Origin of the sequence: Flavobacterium sp., assembly GCF_036405015.1 — a bacterium.
Taxonomy (GTDB): Bacteria; Bacteroidota; Bacteroidia; order Flavobacteriales; family Flavobacteriaceae; genus Flavobacterium.
Genome location: NZ_DASWYK010000160.1, coordinates 21,152 through 44,926, shown reverse-complemented (window position 1 = coordinate 44,926; position 23,775 = coordinate 21,152). Strand labels below are relative to the sequence as shown.

General features: G+C 33.0%; 25 protein-coding genes and 1 tRNA gene. 10 read left to right on the top strand and 16 right to left on the bottom strand.

What is annotated here, in order from left to right; translation table 11 throughout:
* Positions 1 to 25 precede the first annotated feature (25 nt).
* Complete coding sequence (locus VGE71_RS12815) at positions 26 to 2,146, top strand: cation:proton antiporter (protein WP_331138681.1); 2,121 nt, start codon at positions 26 to 28, stop codon at positions 2,144 to 2,146.
* 37 nt (positions 2,147 to 2,183) lie between these two features.
* On the opposite strand, the gene VGE71_RS12810 is transcribed toward VGE71_RS12815, so the two are convergent.
* The 7 genes from VGE71_RS12810 to VGE71_RS12780 form a co-directional block, all read right to left on the bottom strand.
* Complete coding sequence (locus VGE71_RS12810) at positions 2,184 to 2,906, bottom strand: type 1 glutamine amidotransferase (RefSeq protein ID WP_331138680.1); 723 nt, start codon at positions 2,904 to 2,906, stop codon at positions 2,184 to 2,186.
* Between the two features lie 91 nt (positions 2,907 to 2,997).
* Positions 2,998 to 3,480 (bottom strand): GNAT family N-acetyltransferase, encoded by a 483-nt coding sequence (locus VGE71_RS12805; protein ID WP_331138679.1) that lies wholly within the window; start codon positions 3,478 to 3,480, stop codon positions 2,998 to 3,000.
* Positions 3,481 to 3,484: 4 nt separating this feature from the next.
* Entirely contained in the window at positions 3,485 to 4,906 is a 1,422-nt protein-coding gene (locus VGE71_RS12800) for a PLP-dependent aminotransferase family protein (protein WP_331138678.1), read from the bottom strand.
* 20 nt (positions 4,907 to 4,926) lie between these two features.
* Positions 4,927 to 5,295: a hypothetical protein gene (locus VGE71_RS12795; protein WP_331138677.1), complete on the bottom strand. Its 369-nt coding sequence runs from the start codon at positions 5,293 to 5,295 to the stop codon at positions 4,927 to 4,929.
* 167 nt (positions 5,296 to 5,462) lie between these two features.
* The gene (locus VGE71_RS12790; protein WP_331138676.1) at positions 5,463 to 6,062 is read right to left on the bottom strand and encodes a DUF6624 domain-containing protein; all 600 of its coding nucleotides are present in this window, start codon (positions 6,060 to 6,062) and stop codon (positions 5,463 to 5,465) included.
* Between the two features lie 68 nt (positions 6,063 to 6,130).
* The gene (locus VGE71_RS12785) at positions 6,131 to 6,391 is read right to left on the bottom strand and encodes a hypothetical protein (protein WP_144218008.1); all 261 of its coding nucleotides are present in this window, start codon (positions 6,389 to 6,391) and stop codon (positions 6,131 to 6,133) included.
* Between the two features lie 139 nt (positions 6,392 to 6,530).
* A tRNA-Met gene (locus VGE71_RS12780) sits at positions 6,531 to 6,604 on the bottom strand.
* Positions 6,605 to 6,754: 150 nt separating this feature from the next.
* Here VGE71_RS12780 and VGE71_RS12775 point away from each other — a divergent pair.
* Together VGE71_RS12775 and VGE71_RS12770 are read left to right on the top strand one after the other, a co-directional pair.
* A complete protein-coding gene (locus VGE71_RS12775) occupies positions 6,755 to 7,147 on the top strand; it encodes an START-like domain-containing protein (RefSeq protein WP_144218010.1) in 393 nt (130 codons plus the stop codon).
* A 54-nt stretch (positions 7,148 to 7,201) separates the two neighbouring features.
* Positions 7,202 to 8,038 carry an aminotransferase class IV gene (locus VGE71_RS12770; protein ID WP_331138675.1) on the top strand — a complete coding sequence of 279 codons (837 nt, stop codon included), beginning with the start codon at positions 7,202 to 7,204 and terminating at the stop codon, positions 8,036 to 8,038.
* Here VGE71_RS12770 and VGE71_RS12765 read toward each other — a convergent pair.
* The 6 genes from VGE71_RS12765 to VGE71_RS12740 all read right to left on the bottom strand — a co-directional run bounded on the left by VGE71_RS12765 (position 8,035) and on the right by VGE71_RS12740 (position 13,900).
* A complete protein-coding gene (locus VGE71_RS12765; RefSeq protein ID WP_144218014.1) occupies positions 8,035 to 8,595 on the bottom strand; it encodes a YqgE/AlgH family protein in 561 nt (186 codons plus the stop codon). The two genes, VGE71_RS12770 and VGE71_RS12765, sit on opposite strands and share 4 nt — an antisense overlap.
* 128 nt (positions 8,596 to 8,723) lie before the next feature.
* Positions 8,724 to 8,996 (bottom strand): HU family DNA-binding protein, encoded by a 273-nt coding sequence (locus VGE71_RS12760; protein ID WP_008464760.1) that lies wholly within the window; start codon positions 8,994 to 8,996, stop codon positions 8,724 to 8,726.
* A gap of 180 nt (positions 8,997 to 9,176) precedes the next feature.
* Positions 9,177 to 10,124, bottom strand: coding sequence for a methionyl-tRNA formyltransferase (gene fmt, locus VGE71_RS12755; protein ID WP_331138674.1), 948 nt, complete (start codon positions 10,122 to 10,124; stop codon positions 9,177 to 9,179).
* Positions 10,124 to 12,019, bottom strand: coding sequence for an ATP-dependent DNA helicase RecQ (locus VGE71_RS12750; protein ID WP_331138673.1), 1,896 nt, complete (start codon positions 12,017 to 12,019; stop codon positions 10,124 to 10,126). The genes fmt and VGE71_RS12750 overlap by 1 nt, the downstream gene beginning before the upstream one ends.
* A 65-nt stretch (positions 12,020 to 12,084) precedes the next feature.
* Complete coding sequence (locus tag VGE71_RS12745; protein ID WP_331138672.1) at positions 12,085 to 12,618, bottom strand: ATP-binding protein; 534 nt, start codon at positions 12,616 to 12,618, stop codon at positions 12,085 to 12,087.
* A 367-nt stretch (positions 12,619 to 12,985) separates the two neighbouring features.
* Entirely contained in the window at positions 12,986 to 13,900 is a 915-nt protein-coding gene (locus tag VGE71_RS12740; protein ID WP_331138671.1) for an alpha/beta hydrolase, read from the bottom strand.
* 292 nt (positions 13,901 to 14,192) lie between these two features.
* Here VGE71_RS12740 and VGE71_RS12735 point away from each other — a divergent pair, with 292 nt between their 5' ends.
* The 4 genes from VGE71_RS12735 to VGE71_RS12720 all read left to right on the top strand — a co-directional run bounded on the left by VGE71_RS12735 (position 14,193) and on the right by VGE71_RS12720 (position 17,610).
* A complete protein-coding gene (locus VGE71_RS12735; RefSeq protein ID WP_035649758.1) occupies positions 14,193 to 14,489 on the top strand; it encodes a DUF493 family protein in 297 nt (98 codons plus the stop codon).
* Positions 14,490 to 14,492: 3 nt separating this feature from the next.
* Positions 14,493 to 15,218 (top strand): DUF4290 domain-containing protein, encoded by a 726-nt coding sequence (locus VGE71_RS12730; RefSeq protein WP_331138670.1) that lies wholly within the window; start codon positions 14,493 to 14,495, stop codon positions 15,216 to 15,218.
* A gap of 89 nt (positions 15,219 to 15,307) precedes the next feature.
* The gene (gene murA, locus VGE71_RS12725) at positions 15,308 to 16,621 is read left to right on the top strand and encodes a UDP-N-acetylglucosamine 1-carboxyvinyltransferase (RefSeq protein WP_331138669.1); all 1,314 of its coding nucleotides are present in this window, start codon (positions 15,308 to 15,310) and stop codon (positions 16,619 to 16,621) included.
* 113 nt (positions 16,622 to 16,734) lie between these two features.
* Positions 16,735 to 17,610 (top strand): cation diffusion facilitator family transporter, encoded by an 876-nt coding sequence (locus tag VGE71_RS12720; protein ID WP_331138668.1) that lies wholly within the window; start codon positions 16,735 to 16,737, stop codon positions 17,608 to 17,610.
* Positions 17,611 to 17,689: 79 nt separating this feature from the next.
* Here VGE71_RS12720 and VGE71_RS12715 read toward each other — a convergent pair whose 3' ends face one another.
* The 3 genes from VGE71_RS12715 to VGE71_RS12705 form a co-directional block, all read right to left on the bottom strand.
* A complete protein-coding gene (locus VGE71_RS12715) occupies positions 17,690 to 20,179 on the bottom strand; it encodes a DUF5686 and carboxypeptidase regulatory-like domain-containing protein (RefSeq protein ID WP_331138667.1) in 2,490 nt (829 codons plus the stop codon).
* A 204-nt stretch (positions 20,180 to 20,383) separates the two neighbouring features.
* Positions 20,384 to 20,797: a type II 3-dehydroquinate dehydratase gene (gene aroQ, locus VGE71_RS12710; protein ID WP_331138666.1), complete on the bottom strand. Its 414-nt coding sequence runs from the start codon at positions 20,795 to 20,797 to the stop codon at positions 20,384 to 20,386.
* Positions 20,798 to 20,936: 139 nt separating this feature from the next.
* A complete protein-coding gene (locus VGE71_RS12705; protein ID WP_331138665.1) occupies positions 20,937 to 21,497 on the bottom strand; it encodes a porin family protein in 561 nt (186 codons plus the stop codon).
* 287 nt (positions 21,498 to 21,784) lie between these two features.
* Here VGE71_RS12705 and VGE71_RS12700 point away from each other — a divergent pair, with 287 nt between their 5' ends.
* From VGE71_RS12700 to VGE71_RS12690, 3 genes are all read left to right on the top strand, one after another.
* Entirely contained in the window at positions 21,785 to 22,288 is a 504-nt protein-coding gene (locus VGE71_RS12700; RefSeq protein WP_331138664.1) for a hypothetical protein, read from the top strand.
* A gap of 206 nt (positions 22,289 to 22,494) precedes the next feature.
* Positions 22,495 to 23,064, top strand: a complete 570-nt coding sequence (locus tag VGE71_RS12695; protein ID WP_144218038.1) for a porin family protein — start codon at positions 22,495 to 22,497, stop codon at positions 23,062 to 23,064.
* A gap of 160 nt (positions 23,065 to 23,224) precedes the next feature.
* Positions 23,225 to 23,731, top strand: coding sequence for a hypothetical protein (locus VGE71_RS12690; protein ID WP_331138663.1), 507 nt, complete (start codon positions 23,225 to 23,227; stop codon positions 23,729 to 23,731).
* Positions 23,732 to 23,775 lie beyond the last annotated feature (44 nt).

Here is a 23,775-nt window from a genome sequence, read left to right as displayed (position 1 = left end):
ACTTACGCCATCAAAAAAATAATTTATGTTTTTAAGTATACATCATATTAGTCTTCCTATTGAAGATCCGCTTTTAAAATTTCTTATCGAACTTATTATAATATTATGCATTCCGCTTTTATTAAATAAGATTAAAGTTCCGCATTTGCTGGGTCTTATTATTGCTGGCGCCGTTATTGGCCCAAATGGTTTTGGCGTGCTTTCTAGAGATAGCAGCGTAGTGGTTACGGGAACTACAGGACTTTTATATATTATGTTTTTAGCTGGACTGGAAATCGATATGGCCGATTTCAAGAAAAATAAATGGAAAAGTATCGTGTTTTCTCTATATACTTTTGCTGTTCCTTTTATTCTTGGTCTTGTTGGAGGATATTATGTATTAGGTTTTTCCTTTCTGACTTCGGTACTTTTTGCTAGTTTGTTTTCGTCGCATACTTTAATTGTGTATCCAATGGTAAGCGCATTAGGAATTGCTAAAAACCTTTCGGTAAACATAACCGTAGGAGGAACCATGATTACCGATGTTCTATCGCTTCTTGTTTTAGCTGTAGTGGTCGGAATGTCTCAAGGAGAAGTTGGTACTGCTTTTTGGGTACAACTAACTGTTTCAATGGTACTTTTTACCCTCATTGTTTTATTGGTTTTTCCAATTATTGCGCGATGGTTTTTCAAAAATGTCGAGGATAAAATCTCTCAGTATCTTTTTGTAATTGTGATGATTTATTTGGCGGCTCTTTTGGCAGAACTTGCCGGAATCGAATCTATCATTGGTGCCTTTTTTGCAGGTCTTGCTTTAAACAGATTAATTCCGCATACTTCGTCTTTAATGAATAGAGTAGAATTTGTTGGAAATGCTATTTTTATTCCCTTTTTTCTAATAAGTGTCGGAATGCTTATTGATTTTACTGCTTTTATACAAAGTTGGGAAACATTATGGGTAGCCGCAATTATGCTTGTAGCTTCTATTGGAGGTAAATATTTTGCCGCCATGCTGACCAAGAAAACCTATAAACTTACAAATGACGAGGGACAATTGATTTTTGGTATGAGCGCCGCATCTGCAGCTGCAACATTGGCCTCTGTTATGGTAGGTTATAACATTATTATTGGAGAAAATGATGCTGGCGAACCCATAAGACTTTTAAACGATCATGTCCTTAACGGAAGTATTCTTTTGATATTAATTTCTTGTACTGTTTCTTCTTTTGTTTCAATGGCCAGCGCTCAGCGAATTGCAGACTCAGATAAAGATGATAAAGTGTCGGGTAAAAGCGAAGAAAAAGAGAATATTCTTCTGGCACTCAATCACGAAGAGACGGTAGAAAAAATGGTGAATCTCGGACTTATTGTAAAAACATCTACGAATAAAGACCGCGTTTTTGCTGTCAATGTAATTAATGAGGAAGAAAATGAATCGTCTGTAAAAAATGCAGAAAAGATTCTGGGATTGGCGGTTAAAGCGGCTTCTGCAGCCGATGTTAAACTCAATCCGATTACGCGTCATGATAATGATACAGCAAGCGGAATTAGTAATGTAATTAAGGAAAAAGAAATAACAGATTTAATTGTAGGATTAGAAGGCGGAAAAGGATTCTCTGCTTCTTTTGTTTATAATTTATACAACGGCTATCTCAAAAATAAAAATATAAATCTGATGATTTATCATGCCGTTCAGCCTGTTTCTACTATAAAAAATTATATAGTTTTGATTCCTGAAAATGCTGAAAAAGATGCTGGTTTTTTTCATTCAATGCTTCGAATTTGGAATATTGGGCGAAATTCTGGTGCAAAAATGAACTTTTACGGAAAAGAGAAAACCATGTTGCTTTTAAAAAGAATTGTAAAAAAAGCAGCTATAGAAGCCACATTCAATATACTTGATTCTTGGAACCAGGCACAGGAAACTGCCTTCAATTTGGGAGAAGATGAAGGTTTGATCATTATGATGGCCGATAAAGGAATGTATTCTTACTTTCAGCAAATGCGCGATGTGCCTGATTTGCTTAATAAAAAAGTAATTAATAATAATTACATGCTGATTTATCCTTTTTCAAAAACGGAAAAAAATACAACAGAAAAAAGAGCCGTTAGCAGTCACGACGATTTTGTTGAGATAGGAAAAGTAATTCGAAATATCTTTAAATAAATCAAAACCCTTAGACAGAAATCTAAGGGTTTTCTTTTTATTTTGATGAGGTATAAGCCAAAACAAGTTTGTCAAGAAATTGAAAAAGCTTTTCATTCATTTCATTATAATCATAAGAAAGAATTTCTTCAGGGTTTTGAACGAATTTGTATTTTTTACTTTCTGCCAATAAATCTGTTTCGCTTTCAATTAAAAGAGAAACCACTTCTGTTGTTAATTCCATGTGGCACTGAAAACCATAAACAAAATCAGAATAGGAAACAATCTGAATCGGACAACCTTCACTAAAAGCTAGAACTTTACTTTCTTTAGTTAAACCTGGCATATCGTTGTGCCAATGACCCACATTTAAAATTGATCCAAAATGACTTATTTTTTTATCTTTTATTCCATCTTCCGTTAAAGTTATCGGGAAAACTCCAATTTCTTTTTCTGGACTATGACCAAAGTTTGCTCCTAAAGCTTGTCCGATTAATTGTGAACCTAGACAAGCGCCAACAACTGCTTTTCCATTAGCAATACATTTCTGAATTAAAGTAATTTCTGCTTTGGCATCAAAATGCGAACATTCTTCAAGCGTTGTGTTTGGACTTTGAGGTCCGCCCATTACAATAAGCATGTCTATAAAGTCAACAGAATCAGGAAGAGGATTGTTTTCGTAAACTTTAGAAAAAGATATTTTGTAATTTCTGTTTTCAGCCCAGTTTAGATATGCGCCCGGAGCTTCGTAGGTTTCGTGTTGTATAAAGTGTATGTTCATCTGATCTAAAATAGCATCGCAAATTTACGCGGATAAAGAACGCTTTTGATAGTCCACTTTTTCTTTTAGTGAAATAGTCCAGTTTCTAAATTTAAGAATTCAGCGTAAGCATCATCTGAATATTTACCCTATTGTAAGTTGAAGAAAGACCTGTAACTTCTTTAAAACCTAGTTTTTCATACAATTTAATCGCTGGTTGTAGTTTGGTGTTGCTTTCCAAGTAAATTTTAGAAGCTCCTTTTTCTGAAGCCCATTTTATTGCCGATTCAGCCAATAATAAACCAACACCTTTTCCTTGTGCTTTCGGACTTACAGCCATTTTTGCTAATTCGTAATCAAATTCTTTTCCGTCACTTTTGATTAAGGCACAAACACCTAGCACTTCATCATTTAAAATGGCAGAAAAAATCTCTCCACATTTATTTATAATATATTCTTCGGCATGATCCAGCGCTTTTACATCGTTCGATTCAACTTCAAAATAATTTGAAATCCATTCTATATTTAAATCCTTAAAACTTTTTTGATATTTCGGATTATAAGTTACTATCGTTACTTGCTCGTTATTTTTCATGTTTTTAATAAATACTGTTTTTTATTATTCTGCCTAATTTTTCCAAATCAGAATCTACACGGTCATTCCATTCTAAAGCATAAGTTAATCTCATACAATTATGATATTGATTGTACTGAGAAAAGATTCTTCCAGGAGCAAAATTGATTTTTTGGGCTAGGGCAGTGTTATACAATTCTGTTGTTGAAATTCTTTCGTCTAATTCCAACCATAACATAAAGCCGCCTTTTGGCTGTGCTATTTTAGTGTTATCCGGAAAATAAGATTCTACAGCTCGATTAATCTGGAGATAATTAGCATAAAGTTTATTTCTAAATGTTCTCAAGTGATGATCGTAGCGACCGTGCTCTAAGAAATCTGCAATAACATCTGAATATAAAGAAGAATTGCAAACCGTTTGAACCAACTTTTGACGTATGATTTTATCTTTAAATTTTCCTGGTGCAATCCATCCAACCCGATATCCTGGTGCGAGCGTTTTAGAGACCGATCCAATCCATAAAACTAAACCAGCCTCATCGTAAAACTTACAAGGTTTAGGACGTTCTGAACCAAAATAAAGATTGCCATAAAGATCATCTTCAATTAACGGAACATTGTATTCTGTAATCAGTTTTACCAATTCTTTTTTGTTCTCATCGGGCATTTGAAATCCCATCGGATTATTGAAATTGGTGATGAAACAACAAGCTTTTATTTCAGGAAGTACTTTTTTTAAAGCATCAAGATCTAAACCGTATAAAGGATGAGTCGGAATTTCTACTGCTTTTAAACCTAATACCTTAATCGCCTGAAGTATTCCAAAATACGCGGGACTTTCTACAGCAACACTGTCTCCTGGAGAGGTTACGGCCATAAGTGCATTGTACATGGCATGCATGGCGCCAGAAGTAATGACAAGATCATCTTCGGTAATTTTGCCTTCCATGACAAGCGCCCATTTTGCAATCGCGCGTCTAAGTTCTTCAGATCCCTGAACGGGTTCGTAAGCTGTACCTGCATCGTCTCTATTGCGAACCGCATTGATAATGCCTTTGTTGAGTTTGGCCACTGGAAGGAAATTCTTTCCAGGTAATCCCAATGCAAATTGGGTCACATCTGATCTGTTGATGGTGCTGAAAACTTTATCGATAAGTTCTTCAGGAGTATTTTCGGTTTCGTGATTGTCAATGCTGGCAATTGTTGGAAGCGCTGTTGTGCGCTGTGAACTTTTACTAACATAATATCCCGTTTTTGGACGAGATTCTATCAACGAACGGCTTTCTAATTCTAAATAAGCTTGTTTGATTGTGTTTAAACTAACATTATATAATTTTTGCGCACTTCGTACAGAAGGCAGTTTGCTGCCGAGCACCAGAATCTCATTATGAATTTGATCTTCTATTATTTTGGCAATTTTTAAATATAATGTTTCGCGATTTTTCATTGACGCTTTTTGCTAATGGTTTAAAAGTTTAAAGAATGCATAAAATAATCCATACTGTGTTTGAGCTGTTGAGGATTTTTGAAATTCGCACTTCTTTTTTTCTTTAGAAAATTTGAAATATACTCCTCAAATAGTGTTTTGTCTTTATCGGTTAAACTTCCGTCATCGTAAATTTGATGTACGATTTCGTTATTCGAATTCAGTAATAAAGTGGCAAACGAATTGATTTTGTTTTCTTTTTCAACGAGTAAAAAAGGAATACCAAAAAGCATTTGATCTTCGGCTTTTACAGACTTGTTTTGACTGAAAATGTTTTGTAAAATTTCCATATCAAATATATACACTTCTCTAAATGTTAGTTTTTCCTGTAGTAATGCTTTAGATTTCATATCTTTTTTTAGCAAAATTATTGCTATTAAAGATTTGGGTACAGATACAGAAAATACTTTTTTTACGGATACAGATTAAAAGTAGTGTTTTTATTGTATCTGTAAAAATTACCGTTAAGTTTTTTATTGAATGAAGGATTGATTCAGAACTACTGTTGAATTTGAAGTTATTTTATCCAGCCTGTTTTTCTTCTCCAGTCCAGAACTTCTTGTTTTCGTTTTTCGAAATCTTCTGGTGGTAATTGATTTTCTTGTTTTACTTGTTTGCGAATAATTTCTGTTTGTTCTTCTAAAGAGTTGAGTCCAACAGATTTTCTTCTTTGGTTTACCATTTGTAAGTCATCAAACAAATTCGGACTTAAATCTCCATTTTCGTCCCAATCAAATTGAGTTCCGTAAAGTTGAGGTTTTTCTTCGAGAACCGCTATTCTGTCATTTAAATAGGCTAAATTGATAGGATCAGCTTTCTTTTGATCAACCGCATTTTGTAATTGATCAGCACATTTTTTCATAAAATGAGGCAGTGCGATTGAATGCTGAATGATCAACCAAGCGGCTTCACTTGCTTCTTTACCTACTTTGTCGATAGTTGGATAACCGATTGAATTTATTATTTCTTCTAAAATTGCTGCGTTTTGAAGATGCAGTTTTTCCATTTCTTCGTTATATCCTTCAGAAAGCTTTTTACTTTCAATAAGTTTAGCTCTCAGCTCGAGATCGGTATTTTTCAGCTCAATGATTCTTTTGGAAATGGTTTTATTATCCATTTTGATATTGGTTGAAGAATTAACGAAAAATGACTTTAATTTATAAAAAGTAGTCTTTTCTTATAAATTTAATTATTATCCTCCTTTTCTAAATCAGCAGCAGAAATCTGATCTAAAATATTGGTTTGGTTTGGCGAAATATAATTTTTGTTTTCAATTGTGGCTTCTTTCTTAAAAAGAAGATCTAAGGCATTGTATAGTTTTAATAAAACATCTTTGTCTGCTTTATCGATTTCTAAAGCAGTATTAAAATTAAAAACATAATTGTTCGAATTGCGTACTTCGACTTTTATCGTTTTTGATGTGATTTTAAATTTAACTATATCCATTTGGTTATAAATTACTTAGTTCGAAAAAAGCTGTTTTAGTAGTTTGTTTATTGAAAAATAAAACACAAATCTACTACAAATTACGAAGATTTTTAAATAAAAAAAACACCACTTAAAAAAGTGGTGTCTCTTACCTAAGTAGCGAGGACGGGAGTTGAACCCGTGACCTCAGGGTTATGAATCCTGCGCTCTAACCAACTGAGCTACCTCGCCTGGACTGCTATCATGAATTCCTGATTGCGGGTGCAAAGATAGAAATAATATTAAAGCATACAAGCAAAAAAGAAAGAAAAAAAAATATTTTTAAAAACGCATTGTTTTTGGACATATATTCTTATATTTCGAAAAAATTAAAAGTAGCACATGGATTCAAAAATACGTTACGAAATCGAGTTTCCGATCAATTCTTCGCCACAATTATTGTATCAATATATATCAACGCCGTCAGGTTTACAAGAATGGTTTGCTGACAACGTTAACTCAAGAGGTGAATTTTTTACTTTCATCTGGAATGATTCACAAGAAAAAGCACGTTTAGCGTCTAAAAAATCTGGTGAAAAAGTAAAGTTTAAATGGGTGGATGAAAGCAGTAAAGACACTGACTACTTTTTTGAACTCCATATTTTAGTGGATGAATTAACTAAAGACGTATCGCTTATGGTAGTTGATTTTGCCGATAGAGAAGAAATTGGCGAGGCTAAACAATTGTGGGAGAATCAGATCTCAGATCTGAAACATCTTATTGGATCTGTTTAGTAAAAGTCTATTTTATACCTTATATTTGCCCTGAACAAAATTCAGGGTTTTTTTATGATTAATTTTAACGGAAACATCGGACAGGAAGAGAATATATTAACTCAAAATCGTGCCTTTTTATACGGTGATGGGATATTTGAAACAGTAAAAATTATCAACGGAAAAATCTTGTTTCTTGAGGATCATTACTTTAGATTAATGGCTTCCATGCGTGTTGTTCGAATGATGATTCCGATGAATTTTACAATGGAATATTTTGAAGAGCAAATTCTTAATCTGGTTAAAGAACTAAATATTACTTCTTCAGCAAGAGCGAGAATCACTGTTTTTAGAAAAGATGGTGGTTTGTACCTTCCAAAAAGCAACGAAATTTCGTTTTTAATTAATGCTATCGTTCTTGGAAATACTTCTTATTCGGTAAGTACAAAAGAATATGAAGTAGATTTATACAAAGACTTTTATGTGACTAAACAGCTGTTATCATCTCTTAAAACAACTAATAAGATGATTAATATAACAGGAAGTATTTATGCGCACGAAAACGACCTTGCAAACTGTATTTTGTTGAATGACAGCAAAAATGTAGTAGAGGCGCTTCAGGGAAATATTTTTATGGTTTCTGGAAACAAACTAATTACGCCTCCAATTTCAGAGGGAGCTTTAAACGGTGTAATGCGTAAACAAATTTTAGCTTTGGCTAAGAAAGTAGAAGGCATAGAAGTTTTAGAAGAAATAATTTCGCCATTTGATCTTCAAAAAGCAGACGAATTATTTCTAACCAATGTAATCACAGGAATACAGCCGATAACTAAATATCGAAAAAAGGAGTTTAAGATAAATCTGGCGCATTTATTAGTGCAAAAACTAAATGAATCCATTTCTGAAAATTAATTCAGATATGGATTTTCTGGTGCATTAGACCAAATAAGATAGTCGCCTCCGAGTTCTATAATCTGCTCTTTCCAAAAATGAGTGGTAGATTTTCCGATAATTTTATTTTTATAATTATTATCAGCAATAATCCAAGAGTTTCCCTGCATTTCATTTTCAAGCTGATTTTCGTCCCAACCGGTATAACCTAAGAAAAAGCGAATGTTATTCTTGCTGATAGCACCGCTATTAATTAAATCTTTGGTCGACTCAAAATCACCTCCCCAATAAATTCCGTTCGAAATCTCAACACTATTTGGGATTAACTCAGGAATATTGTGAATAAAATAAAGGTTGTCTTGTTCTACAGGGCCTCCGTTGTATATTTTGAAATTAGCATCAATTTCTGGTATTAAGTCATTAATAGTATATTTTAATGGCTTGTTGATTATAAAACCTATTGATCCTTCTTTGTTATGGTCTGCTAATAAAATTACCGATCTGTTAAAAGATAAATCTCCAATTATTGAAGGCTCGGCAATAAGCAGGTGTCCTTTTTTTAATTTTTCTGAAATCATACGGTTACAATTTTTATTAAATTTAATCATAAAAAAATTAAAATCACAAAAAAAATCGTTAAACCGCATAAAAAAACCTTCCATAAGGAAGGTTTTAATTATATTATAAGTTTAGAGAACTTTCTTACTTAGTTCACTGCACCTTCTAATTCAGCACCAGCTTTGAATTTTACTACGTTTTTAGCCGCGATTTTGATAGTTTTTCCTGTTTGAGGGTTTCTACCATCTCTAGCAGCTCTTGAAGATACTGACCAAGATCCGAAACCTACTAATGAAACTCTTCCTCCTTTTTTCAAAGTTGTTCCTACATTACCTAAAAAAGACTCTAAAGCTAATTTCGCCGCAGCTTTTGTAATTCCTGCATCAGCAGCGATAGCATCGATTAATTCTGATTTGTTCATAATAATTAGTTATTAATTGTTGGTTAAAAAAAATTGTTAATACACAAATTTAGTAGGAAATCCGTTGCGTGCAAGTCTTTTCTTTAATTTTAGCAAAAATTGTTGATAACTTGCTTTTTTTGTTCATAAAGAATGTTGTTCATCGATGAAAATTAGGTACAAACCCCTGTTTTACTGATGTTAATAGACTTTTGCAGCGTCTGAAAAACTTACTCCATTTAATAATTCTGAGGCAAGCATTCTCTTTTTTCCTGGAAATTGTAGACTTAATAACTGAATAAAACCATCTTTTATTGCAATCTTGATTTCTTTTTTATTACTAATGAGTTTTCCGACCTCATAAGAATGTTGCTCTAAAATTAGTTTTGACTCATATATTTTGATGTTCAATTCTTCTGCTTGATCTTTCAAAAAACACCAAGATGCAGGATATGGACTCAAACCTCGAATCAGATTGTTGATTTCTGCGCCCGATTTTGTCCAGTCAATTTTGCAGTTTTCTTTGTTTAATTTATAGGCTGTTTTAATATCGTCATTATCTTCCTGAATTGTTGTTGTAACATTTCCGTTTTCAATCACTTTTAAGGTGTCAATTACCGTTGTGCTTCCTAAATTCATTAATCGATCGTGTAATTGTCCCGCAGTTTCTTCTGGTTCGATAGCAATTTCAGAATTCAAAATCATAGCTCCAGTATCAATTTTGTCGTCAATAAAGAAAGTCGTAACGCCGGTTTTAGTTTCTCCGTTAATGATTGCCCAGTTAATTGGTGCAGCACCACGATAATTGGGTAATAAAGAAGCGTGAAGATTAAAAGTTCCTAATTCTGGCATTTCCCAAACTACTTTTGGTAACATTCTAAAAGCGACTACGATTTGTAAATTGGCATTTAAAGCTTTTAGTTCGGCAAGGAAATTCTCGTCTTTTAAATTCGTAGGTTGTAATAAATTAAGATTGTTGGCAAGTGCATATTCTTTAACTGCCGAATATTTTATTTTTTGTCCGCGACCTGCTGGTTTGTCTGCAGCAGTAATTACGCCGACAACTTCGTAGTTGTTTTTGATAATGGTATCCAGAATGCCTACAGCAAATTCTGGTGTTCCCATAAATATAATTTTCAATTTCTTCATTATGATTTTAAAGTGTATTTATTATTCGCTTGTATGATAATATGATTGTTTTCGAGTAATTCTTGAAGAACCGAAACAATGTCTTTGGTATCCATGTTGATCTGGTTTTCAATTTCTCTTGAACTTAAAGAAGTTGTTTTTAGTAAAGATAAAATCTTGTCAGCAATGGAATCGGCTTCAGTAATTTTTCCTTTTTGGGTAATGCAATAAGAGCAAATGCCACAGTTTTCGTTGGTTTCTTCTCCAAAATAATCCAGAACCAATCTGTTTTTGCAGGTTTTATTGTCTTTTATATAATGAAGGACAGATAAAAGCTGTTCTTTTTTAACTAGATTTTGTTTTTCTAAATACTTCGAAACCCTGTTTATGGTATGATCGTCTTCTCGGACTTCATTAAATAAAATAGTAGCGTCGTTGTTTTTAGATTTATATTCAATGATTTCTTTTTCTTTTAATTTTTCTAAAAGAGCGATAACTTGTTCTTCAGAATGATTAGATTTTTTGGCAATTAAACCGAGATTTAAATTGGATTTAACTTCATAAACGCCAGGATAAGTTCTTAGAATAGCCAGAATGATTTCTTCGTCATTTGGATTTAAACTCATGTAGCGAATCACTTCTTTGGACTCAATCAAAAACTGAATATTAATTTTTTCTGAGAATTCCTGAGACATCGTAATAATTCCCTGCTGGTTCAGAAACTGTAAAGCATTATAAGTTTTTACAGTAGGGAAGTCGTATTTATTACAAAAATGATTCATTTTAAACGAAAATGATTCGTCTAAACCTTCGCCATAAGCAATCTGAAAATAATTACAGAGTTTTACATACATCGTTTTTAAAAACTTCTTATCGGGAAGAATATTTAAAAACTGCTGTTCGGTCTGAATCATATCGGAATTATTATAAAGCAGAACCGAAAAAGCTTTTGCGCCATTTCGTCCAGCTCGTCCAGATTCTTGGTAATAATTTTCTAAATTTTCAGGAAGCTGCGTATGAATAACGGTTTTAACATTGTCTTTGTCAATTCCCATTCCGAAAGCATTTGTTGCTACAATAACCTGTGCTTGCTGTGACATCCACAACTGCATGTTCTTGTCTTTTTCTTTTGCCGAAAGTCCGCCATGATAGTATGTCGCTGTAAATCCTAAGGATTGTAATTGCGAAGACATGTTTAGGCAAGATTTGCGATTTCGGACGTATATAATAGAAGGTTGCGGATTTTTTTTAAGAATTTGTTCGGTTCTGTAAAGTTTGTCTTCCACTTCAAAAACCATGTAAGCAATATTTTTACGCTCAAAAGACTGTTGAAAATGTCTCGGATTTTTTAATTCTAATTGCGTTCTAATGTCTTCAATGACTCTCGGAGTTGCGGTTGCGGTTAAAGCCAAAAACGGAATTTTAGGAAAGAATTTCTTTAACTCCGAAATTTTAAGATAAGCCGGTCTAAAGTCGTGTCCCCACTGCGAAACACAATGCGCCTCGTCAATAGCAATTAAATTGATAGGAAGATTTTTGATTCGTTCCAGAATCCAATCCGATTGTAAACGTTCTGGAGAAAGATAAAGGAATTTATAATTACCATATTGGCAATTGTCTAAAAGATCAATAATTTCTTCGGTGTGAATTCCACCAGTAAGAGCAATTGCTTTAATGTCTCTCTTTTGAAGATTCATTACCTGATCTTTCATCAAGGCAATAAGGGGAGAAATTACTAGACAAATACCTTCCTGCATCATGGCAGGAACCTGAAAACAAATCGATTTTCCTCCGCCTGTCGGAAGTACTGCAAAAGTATCCTGTCCTTCTAAAACAGAATCGATAATTTCTTTTTGCAACGGTCTAAAACTGTCGTGTTTCCAGTATTTTAGAAGAATATCCTGCGCTCCGAGCATTGCGTGAGTTTTAAAGTTAAAAATTTAGAAAGCAGCTTCTAGTTTTGCAACTTTAAAACCTTTTACTAAATTTTGTCTAAGATATAAAGAATTCTGTTCTCAACCGTATCTTTTGGAACTTCGATCAGTTCGTAACCATATTTTTTATAGGTTTCAATAAGATGTTCCTGAATTTTAACTGCCTGTTCAAAATTTTCGTAACGCTCTGCATCACTTTGGTAAATTTCTTCCCATGGCGGTAGAATAAAAGTTTTAGAATATTTATAATCTTCGCAAGCTTGAACAAAACTTTCTGGATATTCATCACCAATATAATCCATATAAGCTACAACATCAGGAATTCCTCGGTCAATAAAAACGACTTGGTCAGGTTCTTTAAGAGCATTTTTGTATTGTTCGATACGACCTTCCAAAAGCATTTCGCTAAACAAAAGTGGTTGTTCTAAAAACAATTGTTCAATACCTTCTTCTTGCGCTTTCATGGTCACCTGTCTGGAAATTTCAGGATAGCAACAAAAGCCACGAGCTACCAATTCGTTAATAAGTGTTGATTTTCCAGTACCGGGTCCGCCAAGTAAGACTATAATTTCTTTTTGCACTATTCTAAAAATAAAGCGCAAATTTACCTAAACTTATTTATAATTAAAAAGAATATTTATCAGAAACAAAAGATTTGATATTTTAATAAACAAAGGTTCCAGTTTTAAAGTCCCAGAGGGACGAGATATTTATAGAAAAATATACGCAATAAATATAAAGCTCCAGCGGAGCGACATAATTTTAATAGTTTAAATGTCGATCCGCTGGAGCTTTTGATTGGGTAAATTGAATTTTGCTATAAATATTTTGCTCCGCTGGAACAATTTTTAAAATGGAAATTGTTTTTTTATAGTTTGTTTGAATTGCCGTTGGTTTTAACCAACCTTTTTTTTGGAGATTTAGAATTTCGGCTTTAGCCAAAAAAAATTACTCGCAAAACAAATACTTCCCAGAGTCCTTTCCTTTTTTATTAGAAGGAACAATCAAATGCGATTCAAATTTTTTTCCTTTCAAAACATCATTCACAAAATCCAAAACATATTGTTGTCCTTGATGGAAAAGATAGCCTGAAAATTCATGTCCGCCTCCACAGAAAGTAATCAATTCGATGTCTTTGTGTAAATCTTGCATTTGATTGTAAACAGCATAAGAACCGAAAAGAATTAGCCAACCAGAAGCATTTGTTGGGCAAGAACGGTGTGAACCTGCAGCGTATGGCACAGTGTCGTCATTATTTCCATGAGCTAATAACATCGGAATTGCTTTTTCTTTTGTGATTAAATTAATATCCTGGATCGCTCCTGAACCTCCAATGAAACCTTTGTATTTGAAGTTTTCTGGAAGATTACTTTTGTATAAATTCATTAATTTATAATCCCAAAAAGAAGCGTGAAAGCCAATTTCTGCTCCAGCGCTAATTCCAGAAATAAAAAATTTTGAAGCATCGAGATTGTATTTGTCGGCATTTTCAATCATGAAAGCAGTTGCTTGCCACATATCGCTCACTCCAATTTGAATCGCTTTAATTTTTTCTGTTAAAGTTCCTTTACAACCAAAATCTTTTCCTTTCATATATAAACTGTATGAAATACTAGCGACAGCATAGCCATTTTGTGACATGAATTTTCCGAAGTCTTTTTCGCTTGTGCGTTCTCCGCCCGAAAATCCTCCACCAAAAGCAAATAGTATTAACGGAACTTTTTCGCCAGCTTTTTTCTTTGGCAGATATAAATCTAAATCCAGTTTTAAAGTGTCATTTTGAAAATAAGTTAAGGTTTTGACTTCTTGTGCCTGAAGTAAGTTTAATGAAAATGCGATAAAAAGTAAAAGGAGTTTTTTCATTCTGTTGTGTTTTTAATATCGTAAAGTCTCCAAGACGCAAAGTTTTGTTTTTGCAAAAAGGATTGTTTTTTTTTAGCAGATATAGCATAAAAGCTTTGCATCTTGGAGACTTTGCGAGAGATTTCGGTAGATTATTTCCTCAAATATAAGCTGAAATTTTACAATGAAATAATCTTGTAAAGCTTTTTTCTCTGCACCTTTGTAGCTTTGTAACTTTGAAGCTTTTTTCGAAAGAAAAAATCTAAAAAATCTGAAATCAAAAACGTATATTTGCGTTTATTTTTAATTACGAATGGAGAACGATAAAGAAAAAAATACAGCCGAATTTTACGAAAGATTGAAATTAGAGCTTGATAATGCAAATACTTGGCCAGCAGAATATTTATACAAATTCATTGTGCCTTCTGTAGCAGATAATGTAGAGCGCGTAGAAAAAGCTTTTGATCGAATGGGAGCGGTTATTAAAACAACAAAATCTAAAACAGGTAAATTTACCAGTGTTTCTGTAGATGTTACTATGCACAGTTCAGATGATGTGATTAGTAAATATAAAGAAGTTTCTACAATAGAAGGTATAGTTTCATTATAACTTATGATCGAAAAATATAAAAGAGAAGCCGCAAGCGATGTTGTCTATAATTTGGAATACAATTCTGAAAGACAACGCTTAATTATTCCAGAATATGGTCGTCATTTGCAAAAATTGATTGATCAGGCAACCGCTATAGAAGATGATGAAACGCGCAATAAAGCAGCGAAATATATCATTCAGGTTATGGGAAGCTTGAATCCGCATTTGAGAGATGTTCCAGATTTTCAGCACAAACTTTGGGATCAGCTTTTTATCATGTCTGATTTTAAACTGAATGTAGAATCACCATATCCGATTCCGTCAAGAGATGTTCTGCAGTTAAAGCCTGAAACTTTACAATATCCGCAGAATTTCCCAAAATACAGATTTTATGGAAACAATATCAAATACATGATTGATGTTGCCAATAAATGGGAAGATGGCGAAATGAAAAATGCATTGGTAATGGTGATTGCCAACCACATGAAAAAATCTTTCTTAAGTTGGAACAAAGACACCGTGAAAGATGATGTGATTTTTGAACATTTATATGAACTGTCTGGTGGTAAAATCAATTTACTGCAAAGTACAGAAGAACTGTTAAATACGACAGATTTGATGCGTACCAACAAGCGTATGTCTAATAAAACAGCTTCTGGTGCACAGCCAAAAAATCAAAACAACAAAAACAATAATAATAAAGGCGGTCAGAAAAAGACGTTTCAAAAAAATAATAATCAGAAATAAAAAGGCGCTAAGATGCTAGGGGCTAAGATGCTAAGATTTTTAGCTTAGAACCTCAGAATCTCAGAACCTCAGAACCTTAACAAAGATCTATGGGAATTTTTAAAATCGAAGGAGGAACTCCTTTAAAAGGAGAAATCACTCCGCAAGGAGCAAAAAACGAGGCATTACAAATTTTATGTGCCGTGCTGCTGACAGGAGAGAAAGTAAAAATTAATAACATTCCTGATATTATAGACATCAATAAATTAATCACTTTGTTGGGTAATTTAGGGGTTAAAATTCAACGTAACGAACCGGGTTCAATAACTTTTCAGGCCGATGAGGTTAATGTTGGTTATTTAGAAACAGAAGCTTTCAAAAAAGAAGGTGGAGCGCTTCGTGGTTCTATTATGATTGTTGGTCCGCTTTTGGCTCGTTATGGAAAAGGATATATTCCAAAACCAGGAGGAGATAAAATTGGTCGTCGTAGATTAGATACACACTTTGAAGGTTTTATCAACCTTGGAGCAAAATTCAGATATAATAGAGAAGATCACTTTTATGGAGTAGAATCTCCAAAAGAAGGACTTCAAGGAACAGATATGCTTTTAGATGAAGCTTCTGTAACTGGAACTGCAAACATTGTAATGGCTGCTGTTTTAGCAAAAGGAACAACTACAGTTTACAACGCTGCTTGTGAGCCTTACTTACAACAGTTATGTAAAATGTTGAACTCTATGGGAGCAAAAATCACTGGAGTTGGTTCTAACTTATTGACTATTGAAGGTGTTGAAAGCCTTGGAGGATGCGAACACAGAATTTTACCAGATATGATCGAAATCGGTTCTTGGATTGGTCTTGCGGCTATGACAAAAAGCGAAATCACAATCAAAAATGTTAGCTGGGAAAATTTAGGATTAATTCCGAATACTTTCAGAAAACTAGGTATTACAATCGAAAAACGTAATGACGATATTTACATTCCAGCTCACAAAGATGGATATGAAGTAAAAACAGATATTGACGGTTCTATCTTAACCATTGCCGATGCACCATGGCCAGGATTTACGCCTGACTTGTTAAGTATCGTTTTGGTTGTGGCAACACAAGCAAAAGGAGATGTTTTAATTCACCAAAAAATGTTCGAAAGCCGTTTGTTCTTCGTGGATAAATTAATCGATATGGGAGCAAAAATCATGTTATGTGATCCGCACAGAGCTGTGGTTATGGGACATAATTTCGAATCTCAATTAAAAGCAACTACAATGTCATCTCCAGATATTCGTGCGGGAATCTCATTGTTAATTGCTGCGCTTTCTGCAAAAGGAACAAGTACAATCCAGAATATTGAGCAAATCGACCGTGGATACGAGCGTATCGATGAGCGCTTAAGAGCAATTGGTGCTAAAATTGTTAGAGCATAAAGTTATTAGCCACGATCCGAGCGATAGCGAACGGGCGAAGCAATTCAAGAATTATTTTGATAATCTTTGCAGATTTAAATTCGTGAATTCGTGGCGAAAAAAAATAGTCATAAATGACAAACGAACAAAAAGCTATAAAAGCTACATACTTTAGTATAGCTGGAAACACCTGCTTAGCCCTTGTAAAAGGCTTAGCAGGTTTTTTTGGCAATTCATACGCCTTGATTGCAGATGCTATTGAGTCGACTACAGATATATTTTCGTCATTTTTGGTTCTGTTTGGAATCAAATATTCGAATAAACCTGCAGATGAAAATCATCCTTACGGTCATGGTCGTGCAGAACCTTTAATTACCTTTTTAGTAGTTGGTTTTTTAATTACTTCTGCAACTATTATCGGATATGAAAGTATCTCTAATATTGGAACTTCACACGATTTGCCTAAATCTTGGACATTATATGTTCTTGGAGCTATTATTATCTGGAAAGAGTATTCATTTCGTTTAGTGATGAAAAGAAGTCGACAAACCAACAGTACATCTTTGGCTGCAGATGCCTGGCACCATAGAAGTGATGCTATAACTTCTGTAGCGGCATTTATCGGAATTTCGATTGCCCTGATTATGGGTAAAGGTTATGAATCTGCAGATGATTGGGCAGCACTTTTTGCGGCTTTCTTTATTTTGTATAACAGTTATAAGATTTTTAGACCAGCATTAGGTGAAATCATGGATGAAAATCTTAATGATGATTTAGTAGAAGAAATTCGAGTGGTAGCTCTTACGGTTCCTGGAATTTTAGGTACAGAAAAATGTTTTATTCGTAAAGCAGGAATGCGTTATCATGTAGATTTACATGCAATTGTGTCGGCTAAAATTTCTGTAAAAGAAGGTCACGATTTATCTCATAAATTACAAGATACACTAAAGGAGCAAATTCCGCAGTTAGGAAATGTCCTGATTCATATTGAACCAGATGATTATCATTGAGAGGTTCAAAGTTGTAAAGGCTTAAAGGGACAAAGTTTCTAAACTGCATTTTAACTTTGTCCCTTTGTTGCTTTGTGGCTTAATCCAACGCATTCAAAATTTTTAATCCAAATACAACGCCGTTTTGCTGAATACCTCCTTGGTAAGAATGGATGTAATCAATTCTAAATAATTTAAATTTTCCAAAACCTAGATTGTCTAAACCAACTGTAAGCTCTGTATAAGGTTTTCGGTCAGGAATAGCCAGCGAATGAAAACCAATATTCATAGTCGATTTTAAAAGATTCAAAAGCGGAATTTTATTCGTAACATATCCCTTGTCATTGTGTTCCAAATGCATTTCAAAGTAACTGTCATTTGTGCTGTTGGCGTAATAAGGCATTAAATTAAACACATTAAGATAACGTCCTGTCGTGCCAATATGAGTTTGATTTCCGTTGAAATGTCTGTAATCAATAAAAGCAATATTTTCGGCATTAAAGAATTTTCCAGCTCTGAAATTCATGCCTAAAATTCCTTTATTGTTTAAATTTAAATCATATTGTACTGCTGCACCAATTCTTTCAAATTCGTATTTCTTTTCACTTCCGCCAAAAGCTTTTTCGAAACCTAATGTTACAGTTGGATATCTATCATCTTTGAAATTATATCTTCCGTCTGGTCTCGAAATGTATTTATTTCCGAAATCAATACGGGCATTTATACCAGCTTTAAACAAATGATGTTGGTCAAATGGGGCAGTAGTAAAGTTATTTGGATCTAATGGATTGTTAGAAGAATACAAATCATCTCTTTTAAAGAAAGAATAGTCTGTGGTGTTAAAAAGAGGTTTTCTCTGTTCATAAGCTACTTTTGCAAATAAGTTGACGCCATTTAAAACGTTTTGCGAATAGTTTACCTGTGCATATTCTAAGTTGTACAATTTCATGTAATTGTCTTTAAAAAATAAAGAACTTACAGAGTTCACCAATTTCGTAATCGGTTCTGCACTATTGAACTGTGCTACTTTCGTTCCACCAGAAACTCCAATTGTGGCGTAATTTATATTGTTGAATTTATGACTAAAATATCCCGTTGCTCTAAAACGTTCGTCTGAAAAACCGTAGTTGAAAGTTGTTCCAATTGTAGTTGTTTTTCCTTCTTCTTCATTCTCTTTTTTAAATGAAAAACCCGAATCTAGATTAAAGCCCTGAACGGTATTAAAACTTAGAGAAGAAATATTCAATAAACCCTGATAATTGAAAGAGTATTTTTTGAAAGTATTTTTATAATCATATCCCATTAAAATATCCCAAACTTTAAATTTATTGTTTTTGGCATCTATAGAATCTGTATACTTTTTGGATGTTCTAATGGTTAAAAGACTGTCTTTTTTGACATAATCGTTACTTTCTTCAATTGTCAACGGAATCGGACGGATTTCATTCCAGAAAGCATTATCTTTTTTGTTTGCATTAGCTTCAAAAGAAACAATTTCATTTCCAAAAGTTTTCTTTTCAAAAGAAGAAGGAAACTCATAATTAGAATATACGTAATTGAATTGTCCAGAGAATTTTATTCCAAAAACACCTGCCGTAAAAGAAAGAGTCTGCGCATTTTTAGACCATATTTTATTTTTTGAATTGTAACTAAAACTTTGTGTCAAAGACATTGTCTCAGTAAATTCATTTTTCATTCGATAACCTTTTAAATCTAAATCAATTGCATAAATGGCAAAACTATCATCTACTATATAAATATAACCTTCAAAAACGGGTTCTTTATCTCTTTTTGGAATGATCTTTATTTTGTAAATCTGTTTGTTATTATCATCATAAAAAGTGCCTTCGAGTTTATATTTGTAATAATTGAAAGCATTGTCAGCAATCGGAGAAATCATTTTGACATCAAAATCTAAAGTGTTGTCATAAAAATCATAAGTCGATAATGCAGCAGTATTATAACTATAACCTCTATTGTTTCCGGAGATTTTAGAAGCAATGATTTTCTCTTTTAGTTTGAAAGGTTTTTCAAAAGTAATCTTCGAAACGGTTTCTGATAAATATAAAATTCCAGATCCGGTAGAATCTAAATTAGCAGCCATATCTGGACCAAGATCTACTTTTTGACCAAGGATTTTTTTAGGAAGATCTTTGACTTTAAACATTCCTTTAGAATAAAAATCGGCAGTATATCTTTGTGTTCTGTCTGAGTTTTCCTTTTTTTTTGCAATGGCATTTTTGATGATGGCATTCGCAGGATTATTTTTAGGATCAATAACCACTTCGTTTAATGCAAAACTCTCTTCTTGTAGTTTTACATCTAAAGTTATGACCTTGGAATCTGGAGAAACCGTAATTTTTTGGGTTTTAAAACCTAAATACTGAAACACAATTCGGTTAGAACCAATTTCCTTTACCTGAAGTTGGTATTGTCCTTGCTCGTTAGAAGTGGTTCCTCTGTAAGTTCCTTCTTCAAAAATGGAAACAAACGGTAAAGGAGTTCCTTTTTCATCAGTTACAGTTCCTTTGATTTGGGCGAAATTGGATATTGAAAAAAGTAAAAAGGCAAATAATGTAAAGTTTCTCATGTAAGTGGTTTATCTTACAAAAATAGAATAACTTGAATCTCAGGGTATTAATAATTTGTTAAATTGTGGAGCGACTTTTCGAGCGTTATATTGGCGATTGATGCTAATGGTAGAAGTTAAGCAGGTATTTTTTTCTCGCAGATTCAGCAGGTTTTTTCTTGAAATATTGTAAGATCTGCTCAATCTGCGAGAAAAATAAATTATTTACAAAAAGGATTGAATAGCCAATTCATAACTTTTAAGTCCGAAACCTAAAATTACACCTTTTGCATTTCCAGATAAATACGATTGATGTCTAAAACTTTCACGTGCATAAGTGTTCGAAATATGAACTTCAATAACTGGAGTTGTAACCGCTTTCATGGCATCACCTAAACCAATTGAGGTATGAGTATAAGCGCCAGCATTTAGAATAATTCCGTCAAATGAAAAACCAACTTCCTGAATTTTTCCAATCAATTCGCCTTCAATATTACTTTGATAATATGAAAGTTCAACATTTGGAAATTTTGCTTTCAACGTTTCAAAATAGTCTTCAAAAGTTTGGCTTCCGTAAACTTCCGGTTCTCTTTTTCCTAAAAGATTCAAATTGGGTCCGTTGATAATGCAGATTTTCATGTTTTAAATTGTTTATATTGAAGTATTATAATTGTCATTGATTTTTGTCATTGCAATTGCAATTCTCATTGAGCTGCGTAAAAATAAAAAAACCGCTCTAATTAATAGAGCGGTTTTTGTAAAAGTATGTGATATATTTTTAGAACATGTATCCAGCTGAAAGTTGGAATACAGAGTTTTTGAAGTCAGCTTCTTTAGAAATTTCTGTCAAACCAATTCCGTAACGAGCTTGAACAAAAAGACCTCCAACAACTTTTAATCCTAAACCTGCATTAAGAGAGAAGTCAAATGTTTTTGGATCTGCAACATCAAATTCTTTTTTATTGCTTACAAGGAAAGATGCTTGTGGTCCAAGTTCTAAACTAAGAGATTTAGTCATGTAGATTTTTGCCATTACAGGAATTGCAATGTATCCCATTTCGTTTTTAAATTCAGATATAGCATTTTTATAAGTAGCTCCTTGTGTAGTATACAAAAGCTCTGGTTGGATTGAGAATTTTTCTAACAATTTAAGTTCTGCTACAAGACCTGCGTGGTAACTTGTAATCCCTTCTTTATCGACAGAAATTCCATCAAAGTCAGAACCTCCTGTTTGATTAGCAAAGTTAACTCCGGCTTTAACCCCGATTTGTACAAATTGGGCATTCATTGTTGCTGATGTTGCAAGGAACAAAACAGCGGCTACAATTATTTTTTTCATAAAAATGTTTTTTTAAATTTTTGGTATTTAAATGTTATTCTAAAGTTCAAAACTACATATTTAGCATTTTATTGCATTATATTTTGGATTAAATAATTAATAAAATTCCCACTACAAATGATTTTTTGAGTACTTAAACGATGATTTTTGCAAATATAGTGTTGATTTTCAGGCTCTTTTTTAGTAAAAAAAATATGTCTTTTTTTAATACTTTTTAAACTTTTGGAGCATTTTATTCTGTAAGTCTAATCCTAGTTTTGTCTTAAGTAATTAAAAAAAATATAAACATGAAAAAAATTGTTTTAGCTGCTATTGCAGTAATGGCTTTTGGTTTTGCTAATGCGCAAGAACAAACAGCAAAAGGGAAATGGTTAATTGAAGCTAATACTGGTTTTGGTGCAGCAACTGGAAACACATCTTTTGGTTTGACATCAAGAGATGGTGAAACAAATTGGAATGTTGGAGCAGAAGGTGGATACTTTGTGGCTGATAATTTAGCGGTTAAGTTAGGTTTAGGATATGGAGATGATGGAGATTCTAATGTGTTCTCTTATAAAGTTGGAGCTAAATATTATTTGTTAAACAAGTTTCCCTTAGAAGCTTCTTATACAGGGGTAAGTATAAAAGATGTGGATCATAATCCTTCTTTTATTGGACTTCAAGGTGGATATGCTTTATTTCTTGGAAATAATGTTTCAATTGAGCCAGGTTTACGCTATAACATAACTACTAATGAAGATTATGGAAAAAGCTTTTTCCAATTCAACATTGGATTTGCATTGCATTTCTAAAAGAAAATAGTGAATATTTTTTTGAGAGCCTTTTCAGAAATGAAAAGGCTTTTTTTTTTCTGTTTTGGTAAGTTTTATCAGGAATTAATCGCTATTTAACAATTTGTGTACTTATTACTATTTTATTTGTTAAATTCCAAATTAGTTTTTATGAAGAATATTTTTATATTTGATATGAAAATTAATTTAACCCAAAACAAATTAGAATGAAAAAAATAATTTTATCAGCCATTGCAATTATGGCTTTTGCATTTACAAATGCTCAGGAAACAAGATTTGGAGTAAAAGGAGGTCTTAACCTAACTACTTTTGCTGGAGGAAATTATTGGGATGCTAAATCTCTGGTTGGTGCTCATGTTGGAGGTTTTGCTGAAATTAAAGTTATTGAAAGATTAGCAATTCAACCCGAAGTATTATTTTCAATGCAAGGTGCAAAATTGGATGACTTAAATGTAGATGCAAAATTAAATTATATCAACGTTCCTGTTTTAGCTAAATTTTTTATTACTAAACAATGGACAGTTGAAGCAGGTCCTCAAATTGGATTCTTAGTTTCTGCCAAAGTTGATGGAGAAGATGCTAAAGACGGATACAAATCAACAGATTTTGGTTTTAACTTCGGAGGTGGATACAATTTTACAGACAACCTTTCTGTAAATCTTCGTTACACTGTGGGTGTGTCAAACATCGCAGATTATAATGCAGAAGATTTTGATCAATATTTTGATAGTCCAAAAAATAGTGTTTTAGCACTTTCTTTAGCTTACAAGTTTTAAGTTTTTGATTTATAAATATTTAAGAAGACCTTCCTCGAAATGGAAGGTTTTTTTATTTCATTTTTTCTAATAGTACTATTTTATTTGTTAAATAAAATACTTGTATTTAATAAGTATATTTTTATATTTGGTGAAAATTATTTAACCCAAAACAAATAAAATGAAGAAAATTTTTTTATCTGCTATTGCATTTATGGCATTTGGTTTCGCGAATGCACAGGATGGACACTTTAAAGTTGGAGCTCACACAGGTGTAGTTCTAGGTGATTTAAAAGATTCCTATTCAGTTAATCTAGGTGTTGACGTGGCATATCTATGGAATGTTACTGATAAATTCAGTGTTGGTGCAACAACAGGTTATACAACTTATTTTGCAAAAACGTATACCTTTTATAACGGTATGACATCAGTTGATATTAAAGGAGATAATGCTGGTTTTATTCCGGTTGCGGGTACAGCACAATATTCTATAACAGATAATTTATTTGTTGGTGCAGATTTAGGATATGCTATCTATGCAGGAAGTGGAAGCGGAGATGGAGGTGTTTTGTATCAGCCAAAATTTGGTTATCAAAATGATAAAATTGAACTGTTTGCTTCTTATAAAGCAATATCTGATGATGCAACACTTTCTTCTTTAAATATTGGTTTTAATTATAAATTCTAATTTATAGTTCAGTATATTTTGTAAAACCTTCCTGATATCTGGAA

Coding starts and splice junctions, on each gene's coding strand:
- VGE71_RS12815 (WP_331138681.1), top strand. CDS start 26: ATGTTTTTAAGTATACATCATATTAGTCTTCCTATTGAAGATCCGCTT.
- VGE71_RS12810 (WP_331138680.1), bottom strand. CDS start 2,906: ATGAACATACACTTTATACAACACGAAACCTACGAAGCTCCGGGCGCA.
- VGE71_RS12805 (WP_331138679.1), bottom strand. CDS start 3,480: ATGAAAAATAACGAGCAAGTAACGATAGTAACTTATAATCCGAAATAT.
- VGE71_RS12800 (WP_331138678.1), bottom strand. CDS start 4,906: ATGAAAAATCGCGAAACATTATATTTAAAAATTGCCAAAATAATAGAA.
- VGE71_RS12795 (WP_331138677.1), bottom strand. CDS start 5,295: ATGAAATCTAAAGCATTACTACAGGAAAAACTAACATTTAGAGAAGTG.
- VGE71_RS12790 (WP_331138676.1), bottom strand. CDS start 6,062: ATGGATAATAAAACCATTTCCAAAAGAATCATTGAGCTGAAAAATACC.
- VGE71_RS12785 (WP_144218008.1), bottom strand. CDS start 6,391: ATGGATATAGTTAAATTTAAAATCACATCAAAAACGATAAAAGTCGAA.
- VGE71_RS12775 (WP_144218010.1), top strand. CDS start 6,755: ATGGATTCAAAAATACGTTACGAAATCGAGTTTCCGATCAATTCTTCG.
- VGE71_RS12770 (WP_331138675.1), top strand. CDS start 7,202: ATGATTAATTTTAACGGAAACATCGGACAGGAAGAGAATATATTAACT.
- VGE71_RS12765 (WP_144218014.1), bottom strand. CDS start 8,595: ATGATTTCAGAAAAATTAAAAAAAGGACACCTGCTTATTGCCGAGCCT.
- VGE71_RS12760 (WP_008464760.1), bottom strand. CDS start 8,996: ATGAACAAATCAGAATTAATCGATGCTATCGCTGCTGATGCAGGAATT.
- fmt (WP_331138674.1), bottom strand. CDS start 10,124: ATGAAGAAATTGAAAATTATATTTATGGGAACACCAGAATTTGCTGTA.
- VGE71_RS12750 (WP_331138673.1), bottom strand. CDS start 12,019: ATGCTCGGAGCGCAGGATATTCTTCTAAAATACTGGAAACACGACAGT.
- VGE71_RS12740 (WP_331138671.1), bottom strand. CDS start 13,900: ATGAAAAAACTCCTTTTACTTTTTATCGCATTTTCATTAAACTTACTT.
- VGE71_RS12735 (WP_035649758.1), top strand. CDS start 14,193: ATGGAGAACGATAAAGAAAAAAATACAGCCGAATTTTACGAAAGATTG.
- VGE71_RS12730 (WP_331138670.1), top strand. CDS start 14,493: ATGATCGAAAAATATAAAAGAGAAGCCGCAAGCGATGTTGTCTATAAT.
- murA (WP_331138669.1), top strand. CDS start 15,308: ATGGGAATTTTTAAAATCGAAGGAGGAACTCCTTTAAAAGGAGAAATC.
- VGE71_RS12720 (WP_331138668.1), top strand. CDS start 16,735: ATGACAAACGAACAAAAAGCTATAAAAGCTACATACTTTAGTATAGCT.
- VGE71_RS12715 (WP_331138667.1), bottom strand. CDS start 20,179: ATGAGAAACTTTACATTATTTGCCTTTTTACTTTTTTCAATATCCAAT.
- aroQ (WP_331138666.1), bottom strand. CDS start 20,797: ATGAAAATCTGCATTATCAACGGACCCAATTTGAATCTTTTAGGAAAA.
- VGE71_RS12705 (WP_331138665.1), bottom strand. CDS start 21,497: ATGAAAAAAATAATTGTAGCCGCTGTTTTGTTCCTTGCAACATCAGCA.
- VGE71_RS12700 (WP_331138664.1), top strand. CDS start 21,785: ATGAAAAAAATTGTTTTAGCTGCTATTGCAGTAATGGCTTTTGGTTTT.
- VGE71_RS12695 (WP_144218038.1), top strand. CDS start 22,495: ATGAAAAAAATAATTTTATCAGCCATTGCAATTATGGCTTTTGCATTT.
- VGE71_RS12690 (WP_331138663.1), top strand. CDS start 23,225: ATGAAGAAAATTTTTTTATCTGCTATTGCATTTATGGCATTTGGTTTC.